Consider the following 23,943-nt stretch of genomic DNA (forward strand, 5'->3'; position numbering starts at 1 on the left):
TCTCCTCAGGAACGGTCGGAGCCGCCCAGGATGCCCCGCTCGTAGGCCCTGGCCACCGCCTCGGCGCGGTCGTTCACGCCCAACTTGGCGTACACGTGCGTCAGATGGGTCTTCACCGTCGCCTCGCTGACGAACAGCTCCCTGGCGATCTCCCGGTTCGACGTGCCGCGCGCCACCAGCGCCAGCACCTCCCGCTCCCGCGCGCTCAACGGCCCGGCGGCCGGCGTCCTGACGGCCGAGACCAGCCGGGAGGCGACGGCGGGGGAGAGCACCGTGCGGCCCTCGGCCGCCGCGCGCACCGCCGTGAACAGCTCCTCGCGCGGGGCGTCCTTCAGCAGATAGCCGGTCGCGCCCGCCTCGATCGCCGGCAGCGTGTCGGTGTCCGTGTCCCAGGTCGTCAGGACCAGCACCTTCGCGCGCGCCCCGCGCCTGGTCAGCTCCGCGATGGCGTCCACGCCCCCGCCGCCCGGCATCCGCAGGTCCATCAGCACCACGTCCGGGTCGTGCGCGGCGACCCGCGCGACCGCCTCGACGCCGTCGGCCGCCTCGGCGACCACCGTGAAGCCGGGCGCCGAGTCGAACATCGCGCGCAGCCCGTCCCGCACCACCGGATGGTCGTCGACCAGCAGCAGGGATATCACCGGCTCAACGGCCGACCGCGCGGCCTCGTCAGCGCTCATCGCGCACCAACGGTACGCGAGCCGAGACCGCCGTGCCCCCTCCCGTCTCGGACTCGACGGTCAACGTGCCGGCGATCCGCTCGGCCCGCGCCCGCATCCCGTCGAGACCGAACCCGGAGGTGCCGGTGCGGCCCGGCAGCGCCGCCGCGTCGAAGCCCCGCCCGTCGTCCCGCACGTCCAGCGTGACCTCGCCTTCCATGAAGCTGAGCGTCACGCCGACGCGCTCCGCCGAGGCGTGCTTGGCCACGTTCGACAGCGCCTCCTGCGCGATCCGCAGCAGCGTCGCCGACACCTCGCCGTGCGGCTGCCGCGCCCGGCCCGTCAGCGTGAACTCGGCCCGCACGCCCGTCCGTTCGCCCCACTCGGCGACCGTCTTGCGCAACGCCTGCGGCAGCCCGTCCGTGGCAAGACCGACCGGCGCCAGGTTGTGCACCGAGCGGCGGGCCTCGCCCAGGCTGTGGCGCGCCAGGTCGGCGGCGCGCTCCAGATGCTCGTGTGCCGACGCCGGGTCGGGCCCGGCGGCGACCACCCGCAGCTGGGCGATGATCCCGGTCAGCCCCTGCGCGATCGTGTCGTGGATCTCGGCCGCCAGCCGCCGCCGTTCGTCGGCGATGCCCGCCTCCCGCGCCTGCACCAGCAGCTGGTCGTGGAGCGCCGCGTTCTCCGCGAGGGCGCGCTCCAGGGCGGCGTTGGTGCGTTCCAACTCGGCGATCGTCGCCGCCTGCGTCCGCGCCCGCCGCTCCTCCAGGAGCGTGAAGTGGCTGACGACGGTGAGCAGCACGTTGTTGGCCACCACGAGACCGGCGAAGATCGCCCACTGGGTCGCGGAGCCGAACGGCGGCCCGCCGGCCTGCGAGGCCGCCACCGGCAGCGAACAGGCCACAAGACCGACCCGCCACCAGCGGCGGGGCAGCAGCTCGTCGGCGTCGAAGTAGCCGCTGGCGGAGTAGAAGGCGAAGAACGGGTTGATCCAGGTCAGCGCCACCCCCAGCGCCCAGCGCACCAGGTAGTGGACGAAGGTCGTGCGGTCGGGACCCGGGTGGGCCGGCATCACCCGCACCCACCACAGCTGGAACAGCACGGCGCCCGTGACCAACGCGGCCATGGCGGCCCGCTCCCCGGCACCGGGCGTCAGCAGGTCCAGGGTGATGAGCGCCAGCGGCAGCGAGAACAGGAGCAGCCCGCACGGCTGCCACTTGCGGAAGAACTCGTGCCGCCGCTGGTCCTTCTCGGCCATCGGCGGTCGCGCCCCCGTCCGCGCGGGGGACCCGATGCTCCCGCGCGTGCCTATTCCCACCGGAACCAGCGTACCGCCGCGACCGTCAGCAGCACCGCCCAGCCGGCGACCACCACCAGGTGCGCGGCGTCGGGCCAGCCGCCCGCCTGCGCCTGGTCCAGCGCCCTGGCCGCCGCGCCGAACGGGGTGCGCTCCACGACGGCCGCCATCACGTCCGGCATGGTCTGCACCGGCATCCACAGCCCGGTGGTGAACAGCATCGGGAAGAACACCGCCGAGCCCACCGCGGTCGCCACCCGCGCGGTGCGCACCCGCGCCCCCAGCAGCGCCCCCAGCGCCAGCGCGGCGGCGACGGCCAGCAGCAGCGTCAGCGCGTAGCCGAGCGCGTGGTCCGGCAGCCCCACGTCGTAGAAGACCCGGCCGATGGCCAACGAGAGCGCCGCCGAGACCAGCGCGGCGGCGCCGTGCAGCCACATCTGCGCGGACAGCAGAGCGGAGGGGCGCATGGGCGTGGTCGACATGCGCCGCAGAATGCCGCGCTCCCGGTAGCCGGCCAGCAGCGGCGGCATCGCCTGCGCGCCGACGACGATCACCGCGACCAGCACCGTCACCGGAACGTACACGTCGATCGGCCGCAGCCCCCCGAGTTCCCCCTCGGCCTCCCGGAACGGCGGGACCAGGCCGAGGATCGCCAGCAGCAGCGGCGGAAAGCCCAGCACCCAGAAGAGGGTGCCCGGCTCCCGCAGGAAGAGCCGCGCCTCCGCCCGCAGCACGGCGACGCGGGCTGAGGCGGTGCGTGAGGCTGTGACGGTGGTCATCTCGCGGCTCCCAGTGGTCAGGTCGAAGGGGTTCGGGTGGTTCAGTCGTGCGCGGCGGTCAGGTCGAGGAACGCCTCGTCGAGCGTGGCGTCCGTGACCCGCAGCTGGTGCGCGGTGATCCGGCGCCTGGCCAGCAGCGTGACCACCGCGTTGACCGTCTCGTCCGTGCCGCCCAGCGTGATCCGGCCGTCCCGCCGCTCGACCGAGACGAGCGCGGGCAGCGCCGACAGCTCCTCGTCGTCCAGCGGCGTGGACGGCGTGAACGAGATCACCGTCGACCTGGCCATCCGCGCCACCAGCCCGCTCGGGGTGTCCAACGCGGTGACCCGCCCTCCGTCGATCACCGCGATCCGGTCGCACAGCCGCTGGGCCTCCTCCATGAAGTGGGTGACCAGCAGCACCGTGACCCCGCCGGCGCGGACGTCCTCGATCAGCTCCCAGGTGTCCCGCCGCGCCCTCGGGTCCAGACCGGTGGTCAACTCGTCAAGAACCACCACCCTCGGCGCCCCGACCAGCGCGAGCGCGATGAACAGCCGCTGCTTCTGCCCCCCGGAAAGCCGCCCGAACCTGGTGGCCAACTTGGCGGTCAGCCCGAGCCGTTCGGCCAGCGGGCGCCAGTCCGCGGGGTGCGGGTAGAGCGAGGCGTACAGCTCCAGCGCCTCCCGGACGGTGAGCTTCGGCTGGAGCTCGCTCTCCTGGAGCTGCGCGCCCAGCACCCGGGTCACCGCCTCGTGGTCGGCGCGCGGGTCGAGCCCCGCGACCCGCACCCGGCCCGAGTCCGGGACGCGCAGGCCCTCCAGGCACTCGACGGTGGTGGTCTTGCCCGCGCCGTTGGGGCCGAGGATCCCGAAGATCTCGCCCTCGTCGACGGAGAACGAGACCCCGTCGACGACGTTCCGCCCGCCGTAGGCCTTGCGCAGCTCGCTGACCTCGACGACGGGGCCGACGGCCCCGGCCATGCCGTTGATGCTCATACGACGAGCCTCCCGGACCGCCCCACCCGGCCACATCCCCCGACGGGCTCCGCCCGCCATCAACCGATCGGTTGATGCCCCTCAGCCGGTGCGCTACCGCCGCTACCCGCTGCCGGGCGCCGCCGGGGCACGTGGGGGCGCGCCCCGGCGGGGGAGGGGGACGCAGGTCGGGGTGGGTGTGCCGCGGGGTCGCTCGGGGGAGTGATGCCGGCCATATTGTTTGACCGCAGTTGACGGCCAGGACGTAAGCTGGCATGGCCGGGGACGCTCTGTGTCGTTTCCCGGCTTTCTTCCTGCCTGGCCGCCGTCGGGCCCGCCCGGTCCGTCACTGAAGTCGCCTGCCGTCCGTCGCCCAAGGGACACCATGGAACAGCTCTCGAAGCCATCCGACCCCGAGACCGGCCCGCCCGAACCGGACGGGGAGTCGATACCCAGCACGGTGGTGCTGGTCATAGGTCTGCTGCTGGCCGCCGCCTTCGTGATGATCCTCAACGAGACCGTCATGGGCGTGGCGCTGCCGCGGCTCATGGAGGACCTGGAGATCTCCGCCGCCACCGGCCAGTGGCTGACCACCGCCTTCATGCTGACCATGGCCGTGGTGATCCCCACCACGGGGCTGATCCTCAAGCGGTTCACCACCCGCGCGGTCTTCATGACGTCGATGTCGCTGTTCACCGCCGGCACCGCGCTGGCCGCCGCAGCGCCCGGGTTCCCCGTGCTGCTGGTGGCCCGCATCGTGCAGGCCGCCGGCACGGCGGTGATGCTGCCGCTGCTGATCACGACGGTGCTGACGTTCGTGCCCGCGACCCGCCGGGGCAGCACGATGGGCCTGATCTCCATCGTGATCGCCGTGGCGCCGGCCATCGGGCCGACGTTCTCCGGGCTGATCCTCTCCGAGCTGAGCTGGCGCTGGATCTTCCTGTTCGTGCTGCCGGTCGCCGTCGTCGCGCTGGTCGTCGGCTCGATGAGGATCACCAACATCACCACCCCGGCCGAGGCCCGCTTCGACCTGGTCTCGATCGCGCTGTCGGCCGTCGCGTTCGGCGGCCTGGTCTACGGGCTGAGCAGCATCGGCGAGTCCGCCGAGGGCGACACCCCGCTGCCGCCGGCGGTGCCGATCGCGGTCGGCTTCGTGGCGCTGGCGCTGTTCACCTTCCGTCAGCTGAGCCTCCAGCGCGGTGGCGAGCGCCAGCCGCTGCTGGACCTGCGGCCGTTCCGCAACCGGTCGTTCACCGTCGGGCTGATCATGCTGCTGGTGTCGATGGGCGCGCTCTTCGGCACGCTGATCCTGCTGCCGATCTTCCTGCAGAACGTGCGGGACCTCTCCACCCTGGAGACCGGCCTGGTGCTGCTGCCCGGCGGTCTGGTCATGGGGCTGGTCGCGCCGCTCGCGGGGAGGATGTACGACCGGGTCGGGCCGCGTCCGCTGGTGGTGCCCGGCGCCTTCGTCGTCGCCGGCGCGCTGGCGTCGATGCAGCTGCTGGAGACCGACAGCCCGGTCGGCCTGGCGATCGCGGTGCACGTGGTGCTCAGCGTCGGCCTGGGCCTGCTGATGACGCCGCTGATGACCTCCTCGCTCGGGTCGCTCCCGGCGGAGCTGTACTCGCACGGCAGCGCCATCCTCAACACGCTCCAGCAGTTGGCGGGCGCCGCCGGTACCGCGCTGTTCATCACCGTGATGACCCGCGGTGCGACGAGCGAGGTGGAGAGCGGCGTCGACCCGTTGACGGCGCAGGCGTCCGGCATCCACGACGCGTTCCTGTGCGGAGCGGTGCTGGCGCTGGTCGCGACGGGACTGTCGTTCCTGATCCGCCGGCCCCCGACGCCGGTGGCCGCGCCGGAGGCGGGCGGCGCCGCCGGCAGCGGCAGCGACAGCGACGACGAGGCGGTGCCGGCGCCGCTGCACTGACGGCCACGGCGGCGACCGAGAAGCCCGACCAACCGGCCCCCGGCGCGCGTTCCCGAGACGCGCGCCGGGGGCCGCGCCGTGCGCGCCCGGCGCCCCGGGCCCGCGCCAACCCGGTCCCCGCCCCGGCGGGGTCAGTCCCGGGCGCTGCGCCGCAACACCTGCCGGATGCCCGCGAAGTGGTCGCGCATCGCGGTGACCGCGCCCGCCGTGTCGCCCGCCTCCAGCGCGGCGACGATCGCCTGGTGCCGCGCGAGGGTGACGCGTTCGTCCTGCCGTTCCTCCCGCAGCTCCTCGCGGACCCGGTGGAAGGCGGCCCAGAACGCGTCCAGCACCTCGCTCAGCAGGTGGTTTCCGAGCGAACGGTAGAGCGCCAGGTGGAACGCGCGGTCCGTCTCCGCGCTGACCCGCCCCGTCTCGTCGGCCTCCCGCTCCATGGCGCCGATCAGCTCGCGCAGCCGCCCCAGGTCGGCGTCCGGTATGTCGCCGGCCACGCTGCCGATCAGCCCGGCCTCCAACGCCTCGCGCACCTCCAGGAGTTCGGCGAGGCTCGCCTCGCCCCTGCGGTGCCGCACGGCGGCGCGGAAGACCATGCCGTCCACGAAGGAGTCCAGGCTCAGGCTCCCCACATAGGTACCGAACCCGTGGCGGATGTCCACGACGTTGACCGCCTGGAGCGCCTTCAGCGCCTCCCGCACCGAGTTGCGGCTCACCTCGAAGAGGCTCATCAACTCGCTCTCGGTGGGCAGCGGATCGCCCGGTGCGAGCCGGCGGGTGAGGATCAGCTCCCTGATGTGCCCCTGCACCTCGTCCGACATCATGCGGCGGGCCATGAAGCCCCTCCCTCTCCATCACCTGGACTTGACCTGGCGTTCACAATTCTGCCACCGGTGGCATCGGGAGATGGGACATGGGATGTTCCTACCCCTTGACCCGGCGCGCACCCGGTCCCTACGTTCCTAGGACGTACAACGTAGGACGTCTTGGGGAAAGCGTCGAGAGCGTCCGGCAACCACCGCACAACCTCCTCTTCACAAGCCGCACTTGGAGGCAGAGTGACCCATCGAACCGGTCACCGTTCCGGAAGTTCCTCCGGCCGCTCCCTCGACCGCAGGGCGTTCCTCCGCTACGGCGGGGCGCTCGGCGCCGCCGGCGCCCTGACCGCCGGGCTCGGCGCCTGCGGGCCGCCGTCCACGATCGGCACCGGCGGGGGCCACAGCGGGGGAGCGCTGAACTCGCTCACCGCCGTGATCGGCTACGGCAACGACCAGAGCTGGGACCCGACACAGACCGCCTCCGCGTTCTCCATGGCGGCCAACCACCACATCTACGAGGGGCTGCTGGACACCGACCCGATCACCCGGGCCCCCTACCCCGCGCTCGCCACCGCGCTGCCGGCCGACCCGACCGCCACCACCTGGTCGTTCACCCTGCGACCCGGCGCCACCTGGCACGACGGGGAGCCGGTCACCGTCGAGGATGTGCTGTTCACCTTCGAGCGGGTCCTCGACCCCGAGGTCAACACCCTCGCCCGGTCCTTCTTCGCCAGCTGGCTCGAAGGGGTCCGCGCGGTCGACGAGGCCACCGTCGAGCTGGACTTCCGCTTCCCCTTCCCGGACGCCGCGCCCCGGCTGACCATCGCCAAGATCATGCCGCGCCACGTCTTCGGCGAGGAGGGCGCCTGGGATCGCGCCACCGGCGGCCTCGCCGTCGGCTCCGGCCCCTACCGGCAGAGCGCGCACCACCCGAAGTCCAACACCACCTTCGAGGCGTTCGAGGAGTACAACGGCCCGCGCTACCCCGCCTTCCGCATCATGAACTGGCGCTCCGTCGTGGAGGCGGCGCCCCGCGTCGCCGCCGTCTCGGGGCACAGCGCCGAGGCCCAGATCGCGGAGAACATCCCGTACGCCAACGTTCAGCAACTGCGCGACGAGGGCCTGCAGGTGGAGGGCGGCGCCGGGATGAACCACCTGTTCATGATGTTCAACACGGAGAACCCGCCGTTCGACGACATCCGCGTCCGCCAGGCGCTGCTGCACGCCATCGACACCGAGCAGCTGATCGAGGTCGGCCTCAAGGGCTACGGCCGCCCCGCCACCTCGTTCCTCGATACCGACAACCCGGCGCACCGCCCCGCGGCCACCGTCTACTCCTACGACCCCGACCGCGCCCGCCAGCTCCTCGACGAGGCCGGCGTCACCGACCTGTCGATCAACCTGATGGCGGTCAACGTGAGTTGGGCCGTCGACTGCCTGCCGACCATCAAGGAGTCCTGGGACGCGATCGGCGTGGCCACCACGCTGGAGCCGCAGGAGACCTCCGCGCTCTTCACCAAGATGGACCAGGACCGCGCCTACCAGGCGGTCGCCGCCGTCTCCAACCCCAACCAGTTCGGCCTCGACGCCGACCTCATCCTCCGCTACAACTACACGCGCGGCGGCCTGTGGATGGGCTACACCGGCTGGGAGGGCAGCGAGGCGGCCGACGAGCTGTTCGCGCTGATGGACCAGGCCACCGAGGAGCCCGAGCCCGAGCGCCGGCTCCAGCTCACCCACCGGGCGCTCGACCTGGTCGCCGAGCAGGCGGTGCTCTACCCCGTGGTCCACAACGAACTGCTGACCGCCTACGACCCGCGCGTCATCACCGGCGTCCGCGCCCAGGCGTACCCCGGGATCAACGTGCTCCAGACGGGGGCGGTGGTCTCGTGACGGTGGTCCTGCGGATGGTGGTCCGCCGGCTGTTGCTGCTGGTGCCGCTGCTGCTGGGCGTCATCCTCTTCGTCTTCCTGGTCATGCGGTTCTCCGACATGGACCCGGCGTCCGCGTACTTCCAGGGCACCAACCCCACCCAGGAGCAACTGCACGAGTTCCGCGAGGAGAACGGGCTGCTCGACCCGCTGCCCGTGCGCTATCTGGACTTCGTCGGGGACCTGGTCACAGGCGACCTCGGGATCAGCGTGCTGACCAGGGCACCGGTCTGGGACCAGGTGGTCACCGCGCTGCCGCTGACGCTCCAACTCACCTTCCTGGGCCTGGGGATAGCCGTCGCCGTCGCCCTGCCGCTCGGCGTGCTGGCCGCCGTCTACCGCGACCGGCTGCCTGACCAGTTGATCCGGGTGGTCTCCCTGGTCGGCGTCGCGGCGCCCGGGTTCTGGCTGGCGCTGCTGATGATCCAGTACTTCGCCGTGGACCGCGGCTGGTACCCGACCGGCGGCTATGTCAACCCGGAGGACGGCCCCGACGCCTGGCTCAACTCCATGACGCTGCCCGCCCTCGCGCTCTCGCTGCCGGTGGCCGCCCAGCTGACCAGGGTGGTCCGTACCGCGATGGTCGAGGAGCTGGACCGCGACTACGTGCGCACCGCCGTCGGCAGCGGCCTGCCACCGCTGGTGGTGGTCGGCCGGAACGTGCTGCGGAACGCGCTGATCAACCCGCTGACGGTGCTCGGCCTGCGCGTCGGCTACCTGCTGGGCGGGGCCGTGGTCATCGAGACCATCTTCGCGCTGCCCGGCATGGGCAAGCTGATGATCGACGCGGTGCGCAACGGCGACCCGGCCGTCGTCCAGGGCGTGGTCCTGACCACCGCCGTCGGCTTCGTACTGGTCAACCTGCTGATCGACATCCTCTATCTGCTGGTCAACCCACGGCTGAGGAGCGCCACATGACGCGAAGCGAGACCAGCCGCGCACGGGGCGGCCACAGCCGGCTGACCGGCGCCCTCACCCGCCGGCTGCGCGGCCCCGCACGGCTGCCGGTGCTCTCCCGGGTCGCCCTCGGCCTGCTGCTGCTGGTGGTGCTGGCCGCGCTGCTCGCGCCCTGGCTGGCGCCGCACGACCCCTACGCCCAGGCCGGCACCTCCGAGGGCCCCTCGGCCGACCACTGGATGGGGCAGGACAGCCTCGGCCGCGACATCCTCAGCCGGCTGCTGCACGGGGCGCGCTGGTCGCTGGCCATCGGCCTCGGCGCGACGCTGCTCGCGCTGGCCGTCGGCGCGGTGATCGGCGCCGTCGCCGCCACCTCGCGGCGGGTCGTCGACGAGACGCTGATGCGTTCGCTCGACGTGGTGATGGCCTTCCCCGGCGTCGCGCTCGCCGCCGTGCTGATCTCCGTCTTCGGCGGCGGCGTCACCGTGCTGGTCTGCGCCATCGCCTTCCTCTACACCCCGCCGATCGCCCGGGTGGTGCGCGCCAACGTCCTCGCCCAGTACGGCGAGGACTACGTCACGGCCGAACGCGTCATCGGCGCGCGCACCCCGTTCATCCTGGTGCGCCACGTCGCCGTCAACTGCGCCGCGCCCGTGCTGGTCTTCGCCACCGTGATGGTCGCCGACGCCATCGTCTTCGAGGCGTCGCTCTCCTTCGTCGGCGCCGGAGTGCGGCCCCCGGAACCGTCCTGGGGCAGCGTGATCGCCGACGGCAAGAACCTGGTGCTGCTGGGCGGTTGGTGGGCCACGGTCTTCCCAGGGCTGCTGATGCTGGCGACCGTGCTGGCGCTGAACATCCTCGCCGAGGGCGCCTCCGACTCCTGGGCCGCGCCCCGCCCCCACCGCGACCTGCCCGAGGGCGACCCCGGCGGGACCGTCCCCGCCGCCAGGGCCGCCGGCGACGACGCGCCGCGCGTCCCCCTGCCGCTGCCCGGTCTGGAACGCGCCGGCGCCCGGCTGCGCGCGCTGGCCAGGCCGCCGGTCACCGCCGAACCCGTGCTCACCGTGCGGGACCTGACCGTCCGCTTCCCGGAACGCCACCGCGGCGTCGACGTCGTCTCCGGCGTCAGCTTCGAGGTGCGGCCAGGCGAGGTCCTCGGCCTGGTCGGCGAGTCCGGCTGCGGCAAGTCCCTGACCGCGCTGACCGTGATGGGCCTCCAGCCGCGCGACGCCGAGGTGGGCGGCACCGTCCACTTCGACGGTCGCGAGCTGAACGCCCTCACCCCCCGCGCCCGCAGGGGACTCCTCGGCCACCAGATGGCGATGGTCTACCAGGACGCGCTCTCCTCGCTGAACCCCGCCATGACCATCCGCGCCCAGCTGCGCCAACTCGTCCGCAGGGGCGGCCGGCGCTCCCCGGCCGAGCTGCTGCGGATGGTCGGCCTCGACCCCGAACGCACGCTCCGCGCCTACCCGCACGAGCTGTCCGGCGGCCAGCGGCAGCGGGTCCTGATCGCCATGGCGCTCTCCCGCGAGCCGAGGCTGATCGTCGCCGACGAGCCCACCACCGCCCTCGACGTCACCATCCAGGCGCAGGTCATCGAGCTGCTGCTGCGGCTGCGCGCCGAGTTGGGCTTCGCGCTGGTGCTGGTCTCCCACGACCTCGCGCTGATCGCCGACGTCACCGACCGGGTCGTCGTGATGTACGGCGGGCAGATCGCCGAACAGGGCGTCACCGCCGACCTGGTGGGCGCCCCCGCCCACCACTACACCCGGGGGCTCCTCGGCTCCGTGCTCTCCCTGGAGTCGGGCGCCGAGCGGATGACGCAGATCAGGGGCGTGGTGCCGGCCCCGGCCGACTTCCCCGCCGGCTGCCGCTTCGCCGACCGCTGCCCGCTGGCCGACGACGACTGCGCCGAGCCCGTTCCCCTCGTCGAGGCCGCCGGCACCGCGCACCACGTCGCCTGCCACCACCCGGCGCCCGCGCCGGGCGACGCACAACCCGCGCCCTCCGAGAGCGAGGTCAGCCCGTGACCGACCCGACCCCCCTGATGGAGCTGTCCGACGTCCACCTCGACTACCCGGCGCGCGGCTCCGGGCTGCTGCGCCGCGACCGGGTGCACGCCCTGGTCGGCGCGGACCTGGCCCTCGCGCCGGGCGAGACCGTCGGCGTCGTCGGCGAGTCCGGCTGCGGCAAGTCCACGCTCGCCAAGGTCCTGGTCGGCATCGCCCGCCCCACCGCGGGCACGGTCTCCCACCGGGGCCGCGAGCTGTGGGCGATGGACCCCGCCGAACGCCGCGCCGCGATCGGCACCGGCGTGGGCATGGTCTTCCAGGACGCGTCGACGGCGCTCAACCGCCGGCTGTCCGTGCACCGCCTGCTGCGCGACCCGCTCGACGTCCACCGGCGCGGCACCCCGGCCGAACGGGACGCGCGCGTACGGGAGTTGCTCGGCCTGGTCGGGCTGCCCCGGCACGTCGCCGACGCCCTGCCGGGGCAGCTCTCCGGCGGCCAGCGCCAGCGCGTCGCCATCGCCAGGGCGCTGGCCCTCGAACCGGCGCTGCTCGTCGCCGACGAGCCCACCAGCGCCCTCGACGTGTCGGTCCGCGCCCAGATCCTCAACCTCCTGCTCGACCTGCGCGCCCGCCTCGGCCTGGCCATGGTCTTCGTCTCCCACGACATCCAGACCGTGCGCCGGATGAGCGACCGGGTGGTCACCATGTACCTGGGCCGGATCGTGGAGGAGTCACCGGCCGAACGCGTCTCCCGCCACGCCCGACACCCCTACACCCGGGCGCTGTTCTCCGCGACGCCGGGGCTGCTCGACCCGATCGAGCCCATCCCGCTCACCGGCCCGCTGCCGTCCGCCGTCCGGCCGCCCAGCGGCTGCCCGTTCCGCACCCGCTGCTGGAAGGCCGACGGGCGCTGCGCCGAGTCGATGCCCGAGTTCCGGGACGCGGCGGGCGAGACTCCCGGGGGACACCGCTTCCGCTGCCACCACCCGGTCGCGGCCGAGGAGACCACCCACCAGCTCGTCGCCCAGGCGACCGAGGCCAAGGAGCGTTCATGAGCCTGCCCGCCCGCCTCACCGGGGTCGTGCCCCCGGTCTGCACCCCGCTGACCCCGGAGGGCGAGGTGGACACCGTCTCGCTGGCCCGGCTCGTGGACCACCTGGTGGGCGCCGGCGTCGACGGGCTGTTCGTCCTCGGCTCCACCTCGGAGGCCGCGTTCCTCACCGACCGGCAGCGCGTCACCGTCGTCGAGACCGTCGCCGCCCAGGTCGACGGTGCGCTGCCGGTGCTCGCCGGCGCCATCGACATGACCACGCCGCGCGTCGTCGACCACGCCAGGGCCGCGCTGGACGCCGGCGCCGACGCGGTCGTGGCGACCGCGCCGTTCTACACCCGCGTCCAACGGCAGGAGGTGGAACGGCACTTCCGGGTGCTCGCCGAACGCGTCCAGGCGCCGGTCCTCGCCTACGACCTGCCGGCGGCGGTCGGCACCAAGCTCGGCGCCGAGCTGGTCCTGACCCTGGCGGCCGAGGGGGTACTCGCGGGGCTCAAGGACTCCAGCACCGAACTGGCCGTGCTGCGCGACGTGTTGGCCGGCGTGCGGGAGGGGGCGGCGGGCGAGGGGTTCGCCGTCTTCACCGGCTCCGAACTGGTCGTGGACGCGGCCCTGTTGCTCGGCGCCCACGGTGTCGTGCCGGGGCTGGGCAACGTCGACCCGCACGGCTATGTGCGGCTGTTCGCCGCCTGCGCCGAGGGCGACTGGGCGCGGGCCCGCACCGAACAGGACCGGCTGGCGCGGCTCTTCGCGCTGGTCGACGAGGGCGACCCGGGCCGGATGGGGCGCGGCTCATCGGCGATCGGCGGCTTCAAGACGGCGCTCTACCTGCGGGGTTGGATCGACCACCCGACCACGGCCGTTCCCCAGGTGCCGCTCGACGAGGCGGAGACCGCGCGCGTCGCCAAGCACCTCGCCGGCGCCGGGCTGCTCTGAGCCGGGGGGCCCGAGCAGCCCGGCGCCGGCGGGCGTCAGCCCCTGCCGATCGGGATGCGGCGGAACTCGACCGTCTCGTAGGGCCCTTCGTGGCCCGTCTCGTAGAGCAGGCCCACCGTCCGGCGGTCCAGCTCCACCAGGTCGGAGTAGGCCGCCGGCTGCGCGGAGACCTGCGCCTCGGGGCGGAACGTTCCGCCGCCGTCGTCGCTGCGGTAGATGGTCAACGACCGCCTGGCGTCCGGCTCGGAGGGGCCGGAGAAGAGCAACGGGCCCTGGCGGCCGGGCAGTTGCAGCACGCTGCCCTGGACGACCGGCACGTTCTCCAGCCCGGGCTGCGGCACCAGCGGCCCGTCCAGGCTCTGGCCGCCGTCCGACGAGTAGGCGCCGAGCCGGTTGCCCGGGTCGGTGCCGTTCTGGTCCCGCACGCTGAAGTAGAGCCGGCCGTCGGGGAGTTCGGCGACGCTGGACTCGTTGGCGTTCAGGGCGCCCTCGTAGGACTGGTCGACGTAGCCCAGCTCCCAGGTCTCGCCCCCGTCGTCGCTGTAGAGCGCGTGCGAACCGTAGTAGCGGTCCTCGGTGCCGTCGTCGGGCGAGCCCGGCGCGGGGGAGGTCGAGTGGTTGGACGGCACCATCAGCCGGCCGGCGTGCGGGCCCTTGGTCAACGCGATGGCGTGCCCGGGACCCGTGGCGTACCAGCGCCACTCGGGGCGCTTCGCCGCGTGGGTGATCTCCCTCGGGGTGCTGAAGCTGGTGCCCTCGTCGTCGCTGAACTGCACGAACACCCGGCGGCTCTGCTCGGGCGTCGCCTCGCCGCTGCGGATCTCCTCCTCGCTGACGTCGCCGCCGTTGAAGCAGGTCACCAACACCAGCCGCCCGGTGGCCGGATCGAAGACGGGCGACGGGTTGCCCCGGGTGTCCCCCTCGCCGCTGGCCACCAGCGTCAACTCGCCCCAGGTGCAGCCGCCGTCGTAGGAACGGCGCAGCACCACGTCGATGTCACCGCTGTCGCCCGCGCCGGCCACCCGGCCCTCGGCGAACGCCAGCAGCGTGCCGGAGGGCGAGGTCACCACGGCCGGCACCCGGAAGGTGTCGTAGCCGTCGGTGCCGGCGACGAAGGGCACCGAGGAGAGACAGTCGTCGGTCGGCCCGACGTTGCCGCTGCCGTTGCCGTTGCCGCTGTTGCTTCCGGCGCCGGCGGCGAGCGCCGGCGAGGCCGCCAGCACCCCGAGCACGGCGGTGCCGGTCACGGCCAGCAGCCACAGGGGCGTCCGCTTCCGCGCGGCGCCCCGCCGGGGGCGGGGCGGACCAGGGTTCGGTGTCGGTGTCGGGTTCTCGTGAGACATGACGGTGCCGGCTCCTTCGAACGCGTCGCGCGGGCGCTCAGTCGCCCAACGTCGGACGTAGGACGTCCCACACGGTAAAGCGCGCCCCGCGCGCGGACAAGGGGTGCGCGTGAGCGCCTTGTGGGTGCGCGGTGCGTCCGGATGGCGCCGCGCTGGTTGGGTGGGTGGTCGTCCTGGCCCGTTCCTCGCGCCCCTGTGTGGGCTGGCGTGGTCGGGTCAGGCGCCAGTTCAGGCGCGGCCGGTGACGGCCTGTTTGGGGGCGCGGGGAACTGCGCGGTGCATCCGTGACGGGCCGCAGCCGACGACGGCGCCGCACCGGCCAGGTGGGTTGTCGCCCTGGCCCCGGTGGTCGGCTGGTCGCGCAGTTCCTCGCGCCCCTGGTCGGGGCTGGCGTGGTCGGGTCAGTGCGCGTGAGCGCTTTGTGGGGGCGCGGGGAACTGCGCGGTGCATCCGTGACGGTCCGCGGTCGACGACGGTGCCGCACCGACCAGGTGGGTTGTCGCGGCCCGGGCCGTCGGCGGGCCGCAGTCGACGACGGTGCCGCACCGGCCAGGTGGGTGGTCGCCCCGGCCTCGTTACCCCGCCTCCGCGACCGCCGTCGCGATCGGCGTCTCCCCGCCCACCAGGTCCAGCGTCAACCCGACCGCCGACGGCCTCTCCAGCAGCGCGGCCAGCACCCCGGCCACGTCGTCCCTGGTCACCGACCCGTAGTCGAGTCTGGGCGCCAACCGCACCCGCCCCGTTCCCGGGTCGTCCGTCAGCCGGCCCGGCCGCAGGATGGTCCAGAACAGCCCCTGACGCGCCCTGATGTCCGCGTCCGCCGCGCCCTTCGCGCGCAGATAGGCCGCGAAGACAGGGTCCGTTCCGGCCGGCGGCTCGTCGTCGACGCCCATCGCCGAGACCACCACCAGCCGCCGCACCCCCGCGTGCTCCGCCGCGTCGGCGAAGAGCGTGGCAGCCGCCCGGTCGACCGTCTCCTTGCGTGCCATCCCGCTGCCCGGCCCCGCGCCCGCGGCGAAGACCGCCGCGTCGGCGCCGGCCAGGTGCCGGGCGACCTCCTCGACGGTCGCCTCCTCCAGATCGCAGACCACCGGCTCGGCACCGGCCGCCAGGAGGGCTCCCGCCTGCTCCTGCTTCCGGATCAGCCCGGCCACCTGCTCGCCACGCCCGGACAGCAGCTTCTCCAGCCGCCGGGCGATCTTGCCGTGTCCACCAGCGATGACTGTGCGCATACCCCGACCGTAACGCGCCGCCACGCCCGTTCCCGAGGGCGCGCCCCGGCCTCAACCCGGTTGCTGACGCGGGAGTTCCACTTCGGCCCTGGTCGGCCCGTCCGCCGCGTACTCCCGCACCGCGCTGGTCCGCGCCACGATCCGGCCCCGGTGGAAGACCACCCTGCTGTATCCGAGCGACAGCGCCTCGGCCACCGAACCGCCGCGCACCGCGAGCAGTTCGGCGGGGGAGCCCACGGTCACCCCGGCCGGCGCCGGCAGCCCGAGCGCCGCCCTGGCCAGCGGGCCGACGGCGGCGTAGGCCGCCTCCGGCGTCCGCGCCCCGCCGGCGGCCAGCAGTCGGGCGGCGGCCAACGGGTCGCCGCCGCCGGCCGGTTCGGCCGCCGTCCGCAGCGGTCCGCCGCCGACGGCCACCGTCACCCCCGCGGCGGTCAACTCCCGCACCGGCGCCCGGCGCCCGTTCCTCGCCGTGCAGACCACCCGCACCCCGCCGGCCGCCAGCCCCTCGGCGACCCGGCGCAGCGCGGGCGGCGTCAGCCGGGCGAGGCCGCCGGCCGGGCCCAGGCAGAGCCCGTGCCGTGCGGCGCCGCCGGCGGTGGCGGAGGCCACCAACCGTTCCAGCCAGGCCGGTTCGGCCGCCTCCGTGTGCAGCGCGACCGGCAGCCCCCACGCGTCGGCCAGCTCCAGCACCGCGTCCAGATGCCCCGCCGGGTCCGGGTCGCGGTCCGGCGCGCCCCCGACCGCGCCGGCGCCCATGGCCAGCGCGTCCCGCAGTCGCGCGCGCTGGCCGGCGCCGGCCAGGCCGGTGAGCGGCCCGGGCAGCGGCACGGCGCTCACCTCGGCCAGCCCGGCCAGCGCGCGGCCCGCCTCGATCACGGTGTCCCACGCTTCGAGGCCGCGGTCGATCGCGACATGGCAACGTTGTGCCGTCGCGCCGTGCCCCAGCCGGATCAGCGCGGACTCGGCGACGCGTGCCGGCAGCGGGCGGCGCGGCTCCGGGCCGGGCGCGGTGAGCGCGGTCTCCGGGCGCGCGTGCGGCTCGGCGGGGGCGGGAAGCAGCAGGTAGCCGTCGAGCGGGACCAGGTCGCCGGGGGCGCCGGGCCGCAGCGAGCCGGCCGGTGCGACGGCGGCGACACGGCCGTCGGCCAGCGCCACGTCCACGGTCCGCCCGTCGGCCAGCCGCGGCCCGCGCAGCAGCAGTTCCCCGGCGCCCCTGGCCGGCACCGGCTCCGACATCGCGGACTGGGACATCGCGCTCCCCGCTCGGGCGACGACTGCGGAGCGAGCGTAGGCCCCGTCCGGGGGCCGGGCGGGGAAGCGCCCGGCGGCGGGGGGAAAGTCATAAGAAACGCCCGACCCGCGCCCAGCGGGTCGGCGTGGCAATGGATTTCGCCTTCCGCCGGTGACCGTGTAATCTCTTGAGCGCTCGCCCCAATAGCTCAGTCGGCAGAGCGTCTCCATGGTAAGGAGAAGGTCAACGGTTCGATTCCGTTTTGGGGCTCTGGGGTGCCTGGCTCTCATCCTCCGGGTGGGAGCGGCAAGCCCTGTGGCGGCGTAGCTCAGTCGGTAGAGCAAACGGCTCATAATCGTTGTGTCACCGGTTCAAGTCCGGTCGCCGCTACTCACAGTAGCCGATTGCGGGGTCGGTCCTCCGATCGGCTACTCTCTCTGTGTTCAATAGGTTTCACCCGTCCATCCGTCAAGGAGCACTCACGTGGCTGCCACCGACGTCCGCCCGAAGATCACGCTGGCCTGCGTGGAGTGCAAGGAGCGGAACTACATCACCAGGAAGAACCGGCGTAATGACCCGGACCGCCTGGAGATGAAGAAGCACTGCCCGCGTTGCAACTCGCACACCGCGCACCGCGAGACCCGCTGAGCGGCGTTTCGCGCTCGGCGTCCGTATCACGCGGCACGCGACATCGTTGTGAGAAGCCGTCCCCGGTCATCGCCGGGGGCGGCTTCGCGTCTTTCCACGGCCTTGACCACGGCCGTCGTCCCCGGATGTGAGGAGTCCGCGATGCCTCTCGACCAGTCGTTCGTCGGGCGGAGTTACCCGCCCACCGAGCCGTACGAGGTGGGCCGGGAGAAGATCCGCGAGTTCGCCCAGGCGATCGGGGACGACAACCCCGCCTACGCGGACCCGGAGGCGGCCAGGGCCCTGGGCCACCCGGACGTGATCGCGCCGCCGACCTTCGTCTTCCTGGTCAGCTACCGCGCCGCGTTCGAGGTGATCTCCGACCCGAAGCTGGGCCTGGACTACAGCCGGGTGGTGCACAGCGAACAGAAGTTCTCCTATGTCCGGCCGCTGCGCGCCGGCGACCGGCTCTCGGTCAGCTCGACCATCGAGTCCATCAAGTCCCTGATGGGCAACGACGTGTTGACCGTGCGCGGCGAGTTGCACGACGAGACGGGCGCCCTGGTGGCGACCGCCCACACCAAGCTGGTGGCCAGGAGCGGCGGCGACGACGCGCCCGCCGGGGAGGGGGAGCAGCGATGACCCAGGAGGCCGCGCGCCGTGTCGCGTACGCCGACGTCGAGGTCGGCACCGAGCTGCCCTCCAGGACCTTTCCCGTGGACCGCGCCACGCTGGTGCGGTACGCGGGCGCCTCGCTCGACTTCAACCCGATCCACTGGAACGAGCGCTTCGCCGTCGAGGTCGGGCTGCCGAACGTGATCGCCCACGGGATGTTCACGATGGCCCAGGCCGGCCGCGTGGTCACCGACTGGGCGGGCGACCCGGGCGCGGTGCTGGAGTACGGGGTGCGCTTCACCAAGCCGGTCGTCGTCCCGGACGTCCCGGAGGGCGAGGTCGCGGCGGAGATCACCGTCGGCGGCAAGGTCGCCGTCAAGCTGGACGACGAACAGCGCACCGTTCGGGTGGATCTGACGGCGGTCAGCGCCGAGCAGAAGGTGCTGGGCATGGCCCGCGCCGTGGTCCGCCTGGGCTGAACGCCCCGCCCCCGGCCGGGATGTGGACGTCCCGGCCGGGGCGGGCAACGAGTCGATCACCTGGAGCGAGCCGTGGCGCGACTCGACGAGCTGGTGGCGGCCTACCCGTGGCTGGCCCGCCTCCCGGCGGACGCCCTCCGCCGGCTGGACACCGAGGAACTCGCCGACCCCCACCCCGTGGCGCTGGCGCTGGGGCCGACGGTGGTCGCCTACCGCCGGGGCGCCGTGGCCCGCCCCGGGCGGGTGTCCCTCTGCTCCCTCCTTGGCGCGGCCCCGCTCGGGCCCCGGAGGCTGGCGGAGCTGGCCGAGGCGGAACGGCGGACGCCCGGGATCGTCCTGGTCGAGTACGTGGAGTACGAGGAGCGTGCCGGGTAGCTCCGCCGGCCGGGGGTTGACACATTAGTGATCGACCAATAACTTTCTCGTATGGCACGGGAGAGCGGCCGGATGTCGGCCGAGGAGAGGCGCGAGAGCGTGATCCGCGCGGCGGTGGTCGAGTTCGGCCGCGCCGGGTACGTGGGCACGACGACCGCGTCCATCGCCAGGCGGGTGGGGGTCTCCCAGCCGTATCTCTTCCGGCTCTTCCCGGACAAGCGGGCGATCTTCCTGGCCGCCGCGCGCCACTCCATCGAGCGGTTGCGGCGGCAGTTCGAGGAGGCCACCGAGGGGTTGGGGCCCCAGGAGGCCCACGACGCCATGTGCAGGGCGTACTTCCCGATGATCTCCGACCGCAGCGACCTGCTCTTCCAGATGCAGATGTATGTCGCGGTCAGCGCGCGGGAGGCGGAGGGGGACGAGGAGTTCGCCTCCGAGATCCGCGCCCTGTGGGCGGAGATGTGGGACGGCATACAGGGTCGCCTGGGCGGTGACCCCGTCCTCACCAGGGACTTCTTCGGCATAGGCATGTTGATCAACGTGACCCTCTCCATGGGCTTCCCCGAGGGGCACCGGGTCTGGGACACGTTGAACGTCTTCGACTACTTCTCCGGCGCCGAGGGCGACGGGTCCGGGGCCGCCGGCTGACCCGGCTGGCCCGGGGGAGAGATCCGCGCGGGAGTAGGGCACACGTGTGTCCTCGAAACTTATTGACCGATCACTAATCTTCCGACTCGGAGGGGATCATGGCGCACGACAGCGCGCGGGAAGCGGAGCGGAAGAGGCCACCGGGAGCGGGGGGCGGCGGCAGCGTCGTGTGGACGCTGCTGGTCGTGGGCGCCGCCACCTTCATGGCCGCGCTGGACAACCTGGTCGTCACCACCGCGCTGCCGGTGCTCAGGGACGACCTCGGCGGGAAGCTCTCCGACCTGGAGTGGATCGTCAACGGCTACACCCTGCCGTTCGCCTGCCTGCTGCTGCTGGGTGCCGCGCTGGGCGACCGCTTCGGGCGCAGGCGGGTCTTCGTCGTCGGCGTCGCGCTCTTCACCGCCGCCTCGGCGGGCGCCGCGCTCGCCGGATCGACGGACCAGCTGATCGCGGCCCGCGCCTTCCAGGGCGCCGGCGCGGCCATCCTGATGCCGCTCAGCCTCACCCTGATCTCGGCCGCGGTCCCCAAGGAGCGCCGCGGCGCGGCGTTCGGCATCTGGGGCGCGGTCAACGGCCTGGCGGTGGCCGCGGGCCCGCTGGTAGGCGGCGCCATCACCGAGCACCTCACCTGGCAGTGGATCTTCTGGCTGAACGTCCCGATCGGCCTCGCCCTGATCCCGCTGGCCCACCGCCGGCTCGCCGAGAGCAGGGGCGGCGACGGCCGGCTCGACCTGCTGGGCACGGCCCTGGTAAGCGGCGGCCTCCTCGGGGTCGTGCTCTCCCTGGTCCGCGGCCACGAGCACGGCTGGACCTCGGGCCCGGTGCTGGCCGGCTTCGTTCTCGGCGGGCTGCTGCTGGTCGCCTTCGTCCGCTGGGAGACGCACACCGCCACCCCGATGCTGCCGATGCGCCTCTTCCGCTCCCGCGCCTTCAGCGCGGTCAACGCGGCGAGTCTGCTGATGTTCGCCGGCATGTTCGGCTCGATCTTCCTGCTGACCCAGTTCCTTCAGCTGGTCCAGGGATACTCGCCCACCGAGGCCGGGCTGCGGATGCTGCCGTGGACGGGGATGACCCTGCTGGTCGCGCCGCTGGCCGGTGCCCTCACCGACCGGATAGGCGGGCGCACGGTCGTCGCCACCGGCATGACGCTGATGGCCGTCGGCCTCGGCTGGCTCGCCGTCCTGGCCGAGCCGGGCGTGAGCTATGTCTCCCAGATACCGGCGTTCGCCCTCAGCGGCGCGGGGATGGCCATGTTCTTCGCGCCCGCCGGCGCGATGGTCCTCGGCTCGGTCCGCCCCCACGAGGAGGGCATCGCCTCCGGGGTGAACAACGCGCTCCGCGAGGTCGGCGGCGCCCTCGGAGTCGCCGTGCTCGCCTCGGTCTTCGCCAGCCGGGGCGGCTACGAGACGCACCAGGTGTTCACCGAAGGGCTCGTTCCCGCGCTCTGGGTCGGCACCGTCCTGCTGCTCGCCGCGGCGGCCCTGGTGCTGCTCGTTCCCCGCCGCGACGCGGGGCGCCCGTCGGCGCCCGCCGAGCCGGAGGCACCCGAGCCGGTCGGCGTGGCCGCCTGACGGCGGGCGGACCGTCCGTGGCCGGTGGAGGCGGCCGGTCACGGACGGGACGGTCTCGTATGGTGGCGGGGTGCTGGAGACTTCTGACGCCCCGCTGGCGCCGCTGACCACCCTCCGCCTCGGCGGGCCGGCCGACCGGTTGTTGACCGCGACCACCGACGAGGAGATCGTCGAGGCCGTTCGCCGGGCCGACACCGAGCGCCGGCCGCTGCTGCTGATCGGCGGCGGCAGCAATCTGGTCGTCGCCGACGGCGGCTTCCGGGGTACCGCGCTGCGCATCGCCACCACCGGGGTCCGACTGGACGGCACCCGACTGGAGTTGGCCGCCGGGGAGAACTGGTCGGCGGCCGTCGCCCGCACTGTGGAGGCCGGCCTGGCCGGCGTCGAGTGCCTGGCCGGCATCCCCGGCTCCGCCGGCGCCACCCCGATCCAGAACGTGGGCGCCTACGGGCAGGAGGTTTCCTCGGTGATCACCGAGGTCGTCGCCTACGACCGCGAGACCGACCAGACCGTGACGCTCACCGGCGAGCAGTGCGGCTTCGCCTACCGCCACAGCCGCTTCAAGGCGGAGCCGCACCGCTTCGTCGTGCTGCGCGTCCGCTGCGAGCTGGAGGACGCCGGCGGCCTCTCGGCCCCCGTCCGCTACGCCGAGACCGCCAGGCTGCTCGGCGTCGAACCAGGCGGCAGGGTGCCGCTGGCCAACGCCAGGGAGGCCGTGCTCAAGCTGCGCACCGGCAAGGGCATGGTGCTGGACCCGGAGGACCACGACACCTGGTCGGCCGGCTCCTTCTTCACCAACCCGGTGCTGGACGCCGAGGCCTTCGCCGCCTTCCGCCGCCGCGCGGCCGAGCGGCTCGGGCCGGAGGCGGAGCCGCCCGCCTACCCGGCCCCCGACGGCCGGACCAAGACCTCGGCCGCCTGGCTGATCGACCGCGCCGGCTTCACCAAGGGCTACGGCACCGGCCCCGCCCGCATCTCGGGCAAGCACACCCTGGCCCTCACCAACCGGGGCGAGGCCACGACGGCCGACCTGCTCGGGCTCGCCCGCGAGGTCCGCGACGGCGTCCAGGCCGCGTTCGGCGTCACCCTGGTCAACGAACCGGTCCTGGTCGGCACGTCTCTCTGACCTGCGGTGCCTTTGGGGAGCGGCTCCTCGTGTGCCTGGCTCGCGTGGGTTGCCGTCCTCGGCTCGGCGTGTGGTCGCTCGCGCGGTTCCCCGCGCCCCTTCACCGCCGGTGGGCGGTTCTGGGGGCGCGGGGAACTGCGCGGTGCATCCGTGGCGGGCCGTAGGCGACTACGGTGCCGCACCGGCCAGGTGGGTTGTCGCCTCGGCACCCCCGGCAGGGTCACCCCGCCAGCCACGCGTCGATCTCGACCATGCACTTGTCCCGCACATCCTCCGGCGCCGCCGAGGCGCGCAGGGACTGGCGGGCCAGTTCGGCCAGTTCGTGGTCGGTGAACGCGTGGTGCAGACGGGCGATCTCGTACTGCGCGGCCAGCCGCGAGCCGAAGAGCAGCGGATCGTCGGCGCCCAACGCCATCGGCACCCCCGCGTCCCACAGCTTCCGCAGCGGAACGTCCTCCGGGCGTTCGTACACCCCCAGCGCCACGTTGGACGCCGGGCAGACCTCGCAGGCCACCCCCGCCTCGGCGAGGCGGGTCAGCACGGCCGGGTCCTCCACCGCCCGCACCCCGTGCCCCACCCGGGCCGCGCCCAGGTCGGTGAGGCAGTCCCGCACGCTCACGGGCCCGGCCAGCTCGCCGCCGTGTGGGGCGGCCAGCAGCCCGCCCTCCCGGGCGATCGCGAAGGCGCGGTCGAAGTCCCGGGCGAAACCGCGACGTTCGTCGTTGGACAGCCCGAACCCGACGACGCCCTGGTCCCGGTAGCGCACCGCGAGCCGTGCCAGGGTGCGCGCGTCCAGCGGGTGCTTCATCCGGTTCGCCGCGACCAGCACCCGCATCCCCAGGCCGGTCTCCCGCGAGGTGGTGCGCACCGCGTCCAGGATGATCTCCAACGCGGGGATCAGCCCGCCGAGTCGCGGCGCGTAGGAGGTCGGGTCGACCTGGATCTCCAGCCAGCGCGAGCCGTCCCGCACGTCCTCCTCGGCCGCCTCGCGCACCAGCCGTTGGATGTCCTCCGGCTCCCGCAGGCACGACCTGGCCAGGTCGTAGAGGCGTTGGAAGCGGAACCAGCCCCGCTCGTCGGTGGCCCGCAGGCTCGGCGGCTCCCCGCCGCGCAGCGCCTCCGGCAGGTGGACGCCGTACTTGTCGGCCAGTTCCAGCAGGGTCGCGGGCCGCATCGACCCCGTGAAGTGCAGGTGCAGATGCGCCTTCGGGAGGGACTTCAGATCACGAACACGAGCCATCCCAGGATCTTGCCGTACCAGGCCGGTGCGCCCAAACCCGGTCGCCGCGCCGGTCCACCCGGCGGGGGTCGACCCGAACCCGCGTTCGGGTCGACCCCGGTGTCGCCGCCGACGCCTCAGCGGGCCTCGGCCAGCAGCTTCTGGATGCGGGAGACGCCCTCGACCAGGTCGTCGTCGCCCAGCGCGTAGGAGAACC

22 protein-coding genes and 2 tRNA genes are annotated in these 23,943 nt (G+C 73.6%); 15 read left to right on the forward strand and 9 right to left on the reverse strand.

The window, feature by feature from the left end:
* Positions 1 to 5: 5 nt before the first annotated feature.
* Genes FH715_RS25585 through FH715_RS25600 form a run of 4 tightly spaced genes read right to left on the reverse strand, consistent with a single transcriptional unit; the run spans position 6 to position 3,709 of the window.
* Complete coding sequence (locus FH715_RS25585; protein ID WP_139649413.1) at positions 6 to 680, reverse strand: response regulator; 675 nt, start codon at positions 678 to 680, stop codon at positions 6 to 8.
* The gene (locus FH715_RS25590; protein ID WP_139649415.1) at positions 670 to 1,917 is read right to left on the reverse strand and encodes a sensor histidine kinase; all 1,248 of its coding nucleotides are present in this window, start codon (positions 1,915 to 1,917) and stop codon (positions 670 to 672) included. Before FH715_RS25590 ends, FH715_RS25585 begins: the two co-directional genes overlap by 11 nt.
* A 50-nt stretch (positions 1,918 to 1,967) precedes the next feature.
* A complete protein-coding gene (locus FH715_RS25595; RefSeq protein WP_139649416.1) occupies positions 1,968 to 2,735 on the reverse strand; it encodes an ABC transporter permease in 768 nt (255 codons plus the stop codon).
* A gap of 41 nt (positions 2,736 to 2,776) precedes the next feature.
* Positions 2,777 to 3,709 (reverse strand): ABC transporter ATP-binding protein, encoded by a 933-nt coding sequence (locus FH715_RS25600; RefSeq protein WP_246108978.1) that lies wholly within the window; start codon positions 3,707 to 3,709, stop codon positions 2,777 to 2,779.
* Positions 3,710 to 4,073: 364 nt separating this feature from the next.
* Here FH715_RS25600 and FH715_RS25605 point away from each other — a divergent pair, with 364 nt between their 5' ends.
* Positions 4,074 to 5,618, forward strand: coding sequence for an MDR family MFS transporter (locus FH715_RS25605; RefSeq protein WP_139649419.1), 1,545 nt, complete (start codon positions 4,074 to 4,076; stop codon positions 5,616 to 5,618).
* A gap of 131 nt (positions 5,619 to 5,749) precedes the next feature.
* Here FH715_RS25605 and FH715_RS25610 read toward each other — a convergent pair whose 3' ends face one another.
* Positions 5,750 to 6,448: a FadR/GntR family transcriptional regulator gene (locus FH715_RS25610; RefSeq protein ID WP_139649421.1), complete on the reverse strand. Its 699-nt coding sequence runs from the start codon at positions 6,446 to 6,448 to the stop codon at positions 5,750 to 5,752.
* Between the two features lie 222 nt (positions 6,449 to 6,670).
* On the opposite strand from FH715_RS25610, the gene FH715_RS25615 reads away from it, so the two are divergent.
* The 5 genes from FH715_RS25615 to FH715_RS25635 are packed head-to-tail and all read left to right on the forward strand — an operon-like array spanning position 6,671 to position 13,260.
* Positions 6,671 to 8,323, forward strand: coding sequence for an ABC transporter substrate-binding protein (locus FH715_RS25615; protein ID WP_139649422.1), 1,653 nt, complete (start codon positions 6,671 to 6,673; stop codon positions 8,321 to 8,323).
* The gene (locus FH715_RS25620) at positions 8,320 to 9,279 is read left to right on the forward strand and encodes an ABC transporter permease (protein ID WP_139649425.1); all 960 of its coding nucleotides are present in this window, start codon (positions 8,320 to 8,322) and stop codon (positions 9,277 to 9,279) included. Before FH715_RS25615 ends, FH715_RS25620 begins: the two co-directional genes overlap by 4 nt.
* Positions 9,276 to 11,291 (forward strand): dipeptide/oligopeptide/nickel ABC transporter permease/ATP-binding protein, encoded by a 2,016-nt coding sequence (locus tag FH715_RS25625; RefSeq protein ID WP_139649427.1) that lies wholly within the window; start codon positions 9,276 to 9,278, stop codon positions 11,289 to 11,291. The genes FH715_RS25620 and FH715_RS25625 overlap by 4 nt, the downstream gene beginning before the upstream one ends.
* Positions 11,292 to 11,308: 17 nt before the next feature.
* On the forward strand, positions 11,309 to 12,328 hold the full coding sequence (locus tag FH715_RS25630; RefSeq protein ID WP_139649469.1) for an oligopeptide/dipeptide ABC transporter ATP-binding protein: 1,020 nt from the start codon (positions 11,309 to 11,311) through the stop codon (positions 12,326 to 12,328).
* Positions 12,325 to 13,260: a dihydrodipicolinate synthase family protein gene (locus FH715_RS25635; RefSeq protein ID WP_139649430.1), complete on the forward strand. Its 936-nt coding sequence runs from the start codon at positions 12,325 to 12,327 to the stop codon at positions 13,258 to 13,260. Before FH715_RS25630 ends, FH715_RS25635 begins: the two co-directional genes overlap by 4 nt.
* A gap of 35 nt (positions 13,261 to 13,295) precedes the next feature.
* On the opposite strand, the gene FH715_RS25640 is transcribed toward FH715_RS25635, so the two are convergent.
* From FH715_RS25640 to FH715_RS25650, 3 genes are all read right to left on the reverse strand, one after another.
* On the reverse strand, positions 13,296 to 14,603 hold the full coding sequence (locus tag FH715_RS25640) for a sialidase family protein (protein WP_139649433.1): 1,308 nt from the start codon (positions 14,601 to 14,603) through the stop codon (positions 13,296 to 13,298).
* Between the two features lie 575 nt (positions 14,604 to 15,178).
* Positions 15,179 to 15,835, reverse strand: coding sequence for an NAD(P)H-binding protein (locus FH715_RS25645; protein ID WP_139649435.1), 657 nt, complete (start codon positions 15,833 to 15,835; stop codon positions 15,179 to 15,181).
* 51 nt (positions 15,836 to 15,886) lie between these two features.
* On the reverse strand, positions 15,887 to 17,086 hold the full coding sequence (locus tag FH715_RS25650) for an amidohydrolase family protein (RefSeq protein WP_139649437.1): 1,200 nt from the start codon (positions 17,084 to 17,086) through the stop codon (positions 15,887 to 15,889).
* Between the two features lie 177 nt (positions 17,087 to 17,263).
* On the opposite strand from FH715_RS25650, the gene FH715_RS25655 reads away from it, so the two are divergent.
* The 9 genes from FH715_RS25655 to FH715_RS25695 all read left to right on the forward strand — a co-directional run bounded on the left by FH715_RS25655 (position 17,264) and on the right by FH715_RS25695 (position 22,507).
* A tRNA-Thr gene (locus tag FH715_RS25655) sits at positions 17,264 to 17,336 on the forward strand.
* A gap of 47 nt (positions 17,337 to 17,383) precedes the next feature.
* A tRNA-Met gene (locus FH715_RS25660) sits at positions 17,384 to 17,456 on the forward strand.
* A 93-nt stretch (positions 17,457 to 17,549) separates the two neighbouring features.
* On the forward strand, positions 17,550 to 17,714 hold the full coding sequence (rpmG, locus tag FH715_RS25665; RefSeq protein WP_097230363.1) for a 50S ribosomal protein L33: 165 nt from the start codon (positions 17,550 to 17,552) through the stop codon (positions 17,712 to 17,714).
* A 141-nt stretch (positions 17,715 to 17,855) separates the two neighbouring features.
* The gene (locus FH715_RS25670; RefSeq protein ID WP_139649439.1) at positions 17,856 to 18,335 is read left to right on the forward strand and encodes a MaoC family dehydratase N-terminal domain-containing protein; all 480 of its coding nucleotides are present in this window, start codon (positions 17,856 to 17,858) and stop codon (positions 18,333 to 18,335) included.
* Positions 18,332 to 18,787 carry a MaoC family dehydratase gene (locus FH715_RS25675; protein ID WP_139649441.1) on the forward strand — a complete coding sequence of 152 codons (456 nt, stop codon included), beginning with the start codon at positions 18,332 to 18,334 and terminating at the stop codon, positions 18,785 to 18,787. The genes FH715_RS25670 and FH715_RS25675 overlap by 4 nt, the downstream gene beginning before the upstream one ends.
* Before the next feature lie 72 nt (positions 18,788 to 18,859).
* Positions 18,860 to 19,162, forward strand: a complete 303-nt coding sequence (locus FH715_RS25680) for a hypothetical protein (protein ID WP_139649443.1) — start codon at positions 18,860 to 18,862, stop codon at positions 19,160 to 19,162.
* Positions 19,163 to 19,213: 51 nt separating this feature from the next.
* Positions 19,214 to 19,810 carry a TetR/AcrR family transcriptional regulator gene (locus tag FH715_RS25685; RefSeq protein WP_246108979.1) on the forward strand — a complete coding sequence of 199 codons (597 nt, stop codon included), beginning with the start codon at positions 19,214 to 19,216 and terminating at the stop codon, positions 19,808 to 19,810.
* A 98-nt stretch (positions 19,811 to 19,908) separates the two neighbouring features.
* A complete protein-coding gene (locus tag FH715_RS25690; protein ID WP_139649445.1) occupies positions 19,909 to 21,381 on the forward strand; it encodes a DHA2 family efflux MFS transporter permease subunit in 1,473 nt (490 codons plus the stop codon).
* A gap of 70 nt (positions 21,382 to 21,451) precedes the next feature.
* Positions 21,452 to 22,507, forward strand: coding sequence for a UDP-N-acetylmuramate dehydrogenase (locus FH715_RS25695; protein ID WP_139649447.1), 1,056 nt, complete (start codon positions 21,452 to 21,454; stop codon positions 22,505 to 22,507).
* 220 nt (positions 22,508 to 22,727) lie between these two features.
* On the opposite strand, the gene FH715_RS25700 is transcribed toward FH715_RS25695, so the two are convergent.
* The gene (locus FH715_RS25700; RefSeq protein WP_139649449.1) at positions 22,728 to 23,747 is read right to left on the reverse strand and encodes an adenosine deaminase; all 1,020 of its coding nucleotides are present in this window, start codon (positions 23,745 to 23,747) and stop codon (positions 22,728 to 22,730) included.
* Between the last annotated feature and the right edge of the window lie 196 nt (positions 23,748 to 23,943).

Origin of the sequence: Streptomyces sedi (assembly GCF_006335015.1) — a bacterium.
GTDB classification, from domain to species: Bacteria; Actinomycetota; Actinomycetes; order Streptomycetales; family Streptomycetaceae; genus Streptomyces; species Streptomyces sedi.

Coding starts and splice junctions, on each gene's coding strand:
- FH715_RS25585 (WP_139649413.1), bottom strand. CDS start 680: ATGAGCGCTGACGAGGCCGCGCGGTCGGCCGTTGAGCCGGTGATATCC.
- FH715_RS25645 (WP_139649435.1), bottom strand. CDS start 15,835: ATGCGCACAGTCATCGCTGGTGGACACGGCAAGATCGCCCGGCGGCTG.
- FH715_RS25590 (WP_139649415.1), bottom strand. CDS start 1,917: ATGGCCGAGAAGGACCAGCGGCGGCACGAGTTCTTCCGCAAGTGGCAG.
- FH715_RS25625 (WP_139649427.1), top strand. CDS start 9,276: ATGACGCGAAGCGAGACCAGCCGCGCACGGGGCGGCCACAGCCGGCTG.
- FH715_RS25640 (WP_139649433.1), bottom strand. CDS start 14,603: ATGTCTCACGAGAACCCGACACCGACACCGAACCCTGGTCCGCCCCGC.
- FH715_RS25650 (WP_139649437.1), bottom strand. CDS start 17,086: ATGTCCCAGTCCGCGATGTCGGAGCCGGTGCCGGCCAGGGGCGCCGGG.
- FH715_RS25635 (WP_139649430.1), top strand. CDS start 12,325: ATGAGCCTGCCCGCCCGCCTCACCGGGGTCGTGCCCCCGGTCTGCACC.
- FH715_RS25600 (WP_246108978.1), bottom strand. CDS start 3,709: ATGAGCATCAACGGCATGGCCGGGGCCGTCGGCCCCGTCGTCGAGGTC.
- FH715_RS25605 (WP_139649419.1), top strand. CDS start 4,074: ATGGAACAGCTCTCGAAGCCATCCGACCCCGAGACCGGCCCGCCCGAA.
- FH715_RS25595 (WP_139649416.1), bottom strand. CDS start 2,735: ATGACCACCGTCACAGCCTCACGCACCGCCTCAGCCCGCGTCGCCGTG.
- FH715_RS25685 (WP_246108979.1), top strand. CDS start 19,214: ATGGCACGGGAGAGCGGCCGGATGTCGGCCGAGGAGAGGCGCGAGAGC.
- FH715_RS25610 (WP_139649421.1), bottom strand. CDS start 6,448: ATGGCCCGCCGCATGATGTCGGACGAGGTGCAGGGGCACATCAGGGAG.
- FH715_RS25700 (WP_139649449.1), bottom strand. CDS start 23,747: ATGGCTCGTGTTCGTGATCTGAAGTCCCTCCCGAAGGCGCATCTGCAC.
- FH715_RS25675 (WP_139649441.1), top strand. CDS start 18,332: ATGACCCAGGAGGCCGCGCGCCGTGTCGCGTACGCCGACGTCGAGGTC.
- FH715_RS25670 (WP_139649439.1), top strand. CDS start 17,856: ATGCCTCTCGACCAGTCGTTCGTCGGGCGGAGTTACCCGCCCACCGAG.
- FH715_RS25630 (WP_139649469.1), top strand. CDS start 11,309: ATGGAGCTGTCCGACGTCCACCTCGACTACCCGGCGCGCGGCTCCGGG.
- FH715_RS25690 (WP_139649445.1), top strand. CDS start 19,909: ATGGCGCACGACAGCGCGCGGGAAGCGGAGCGGAAGAGGCCACCGGGA.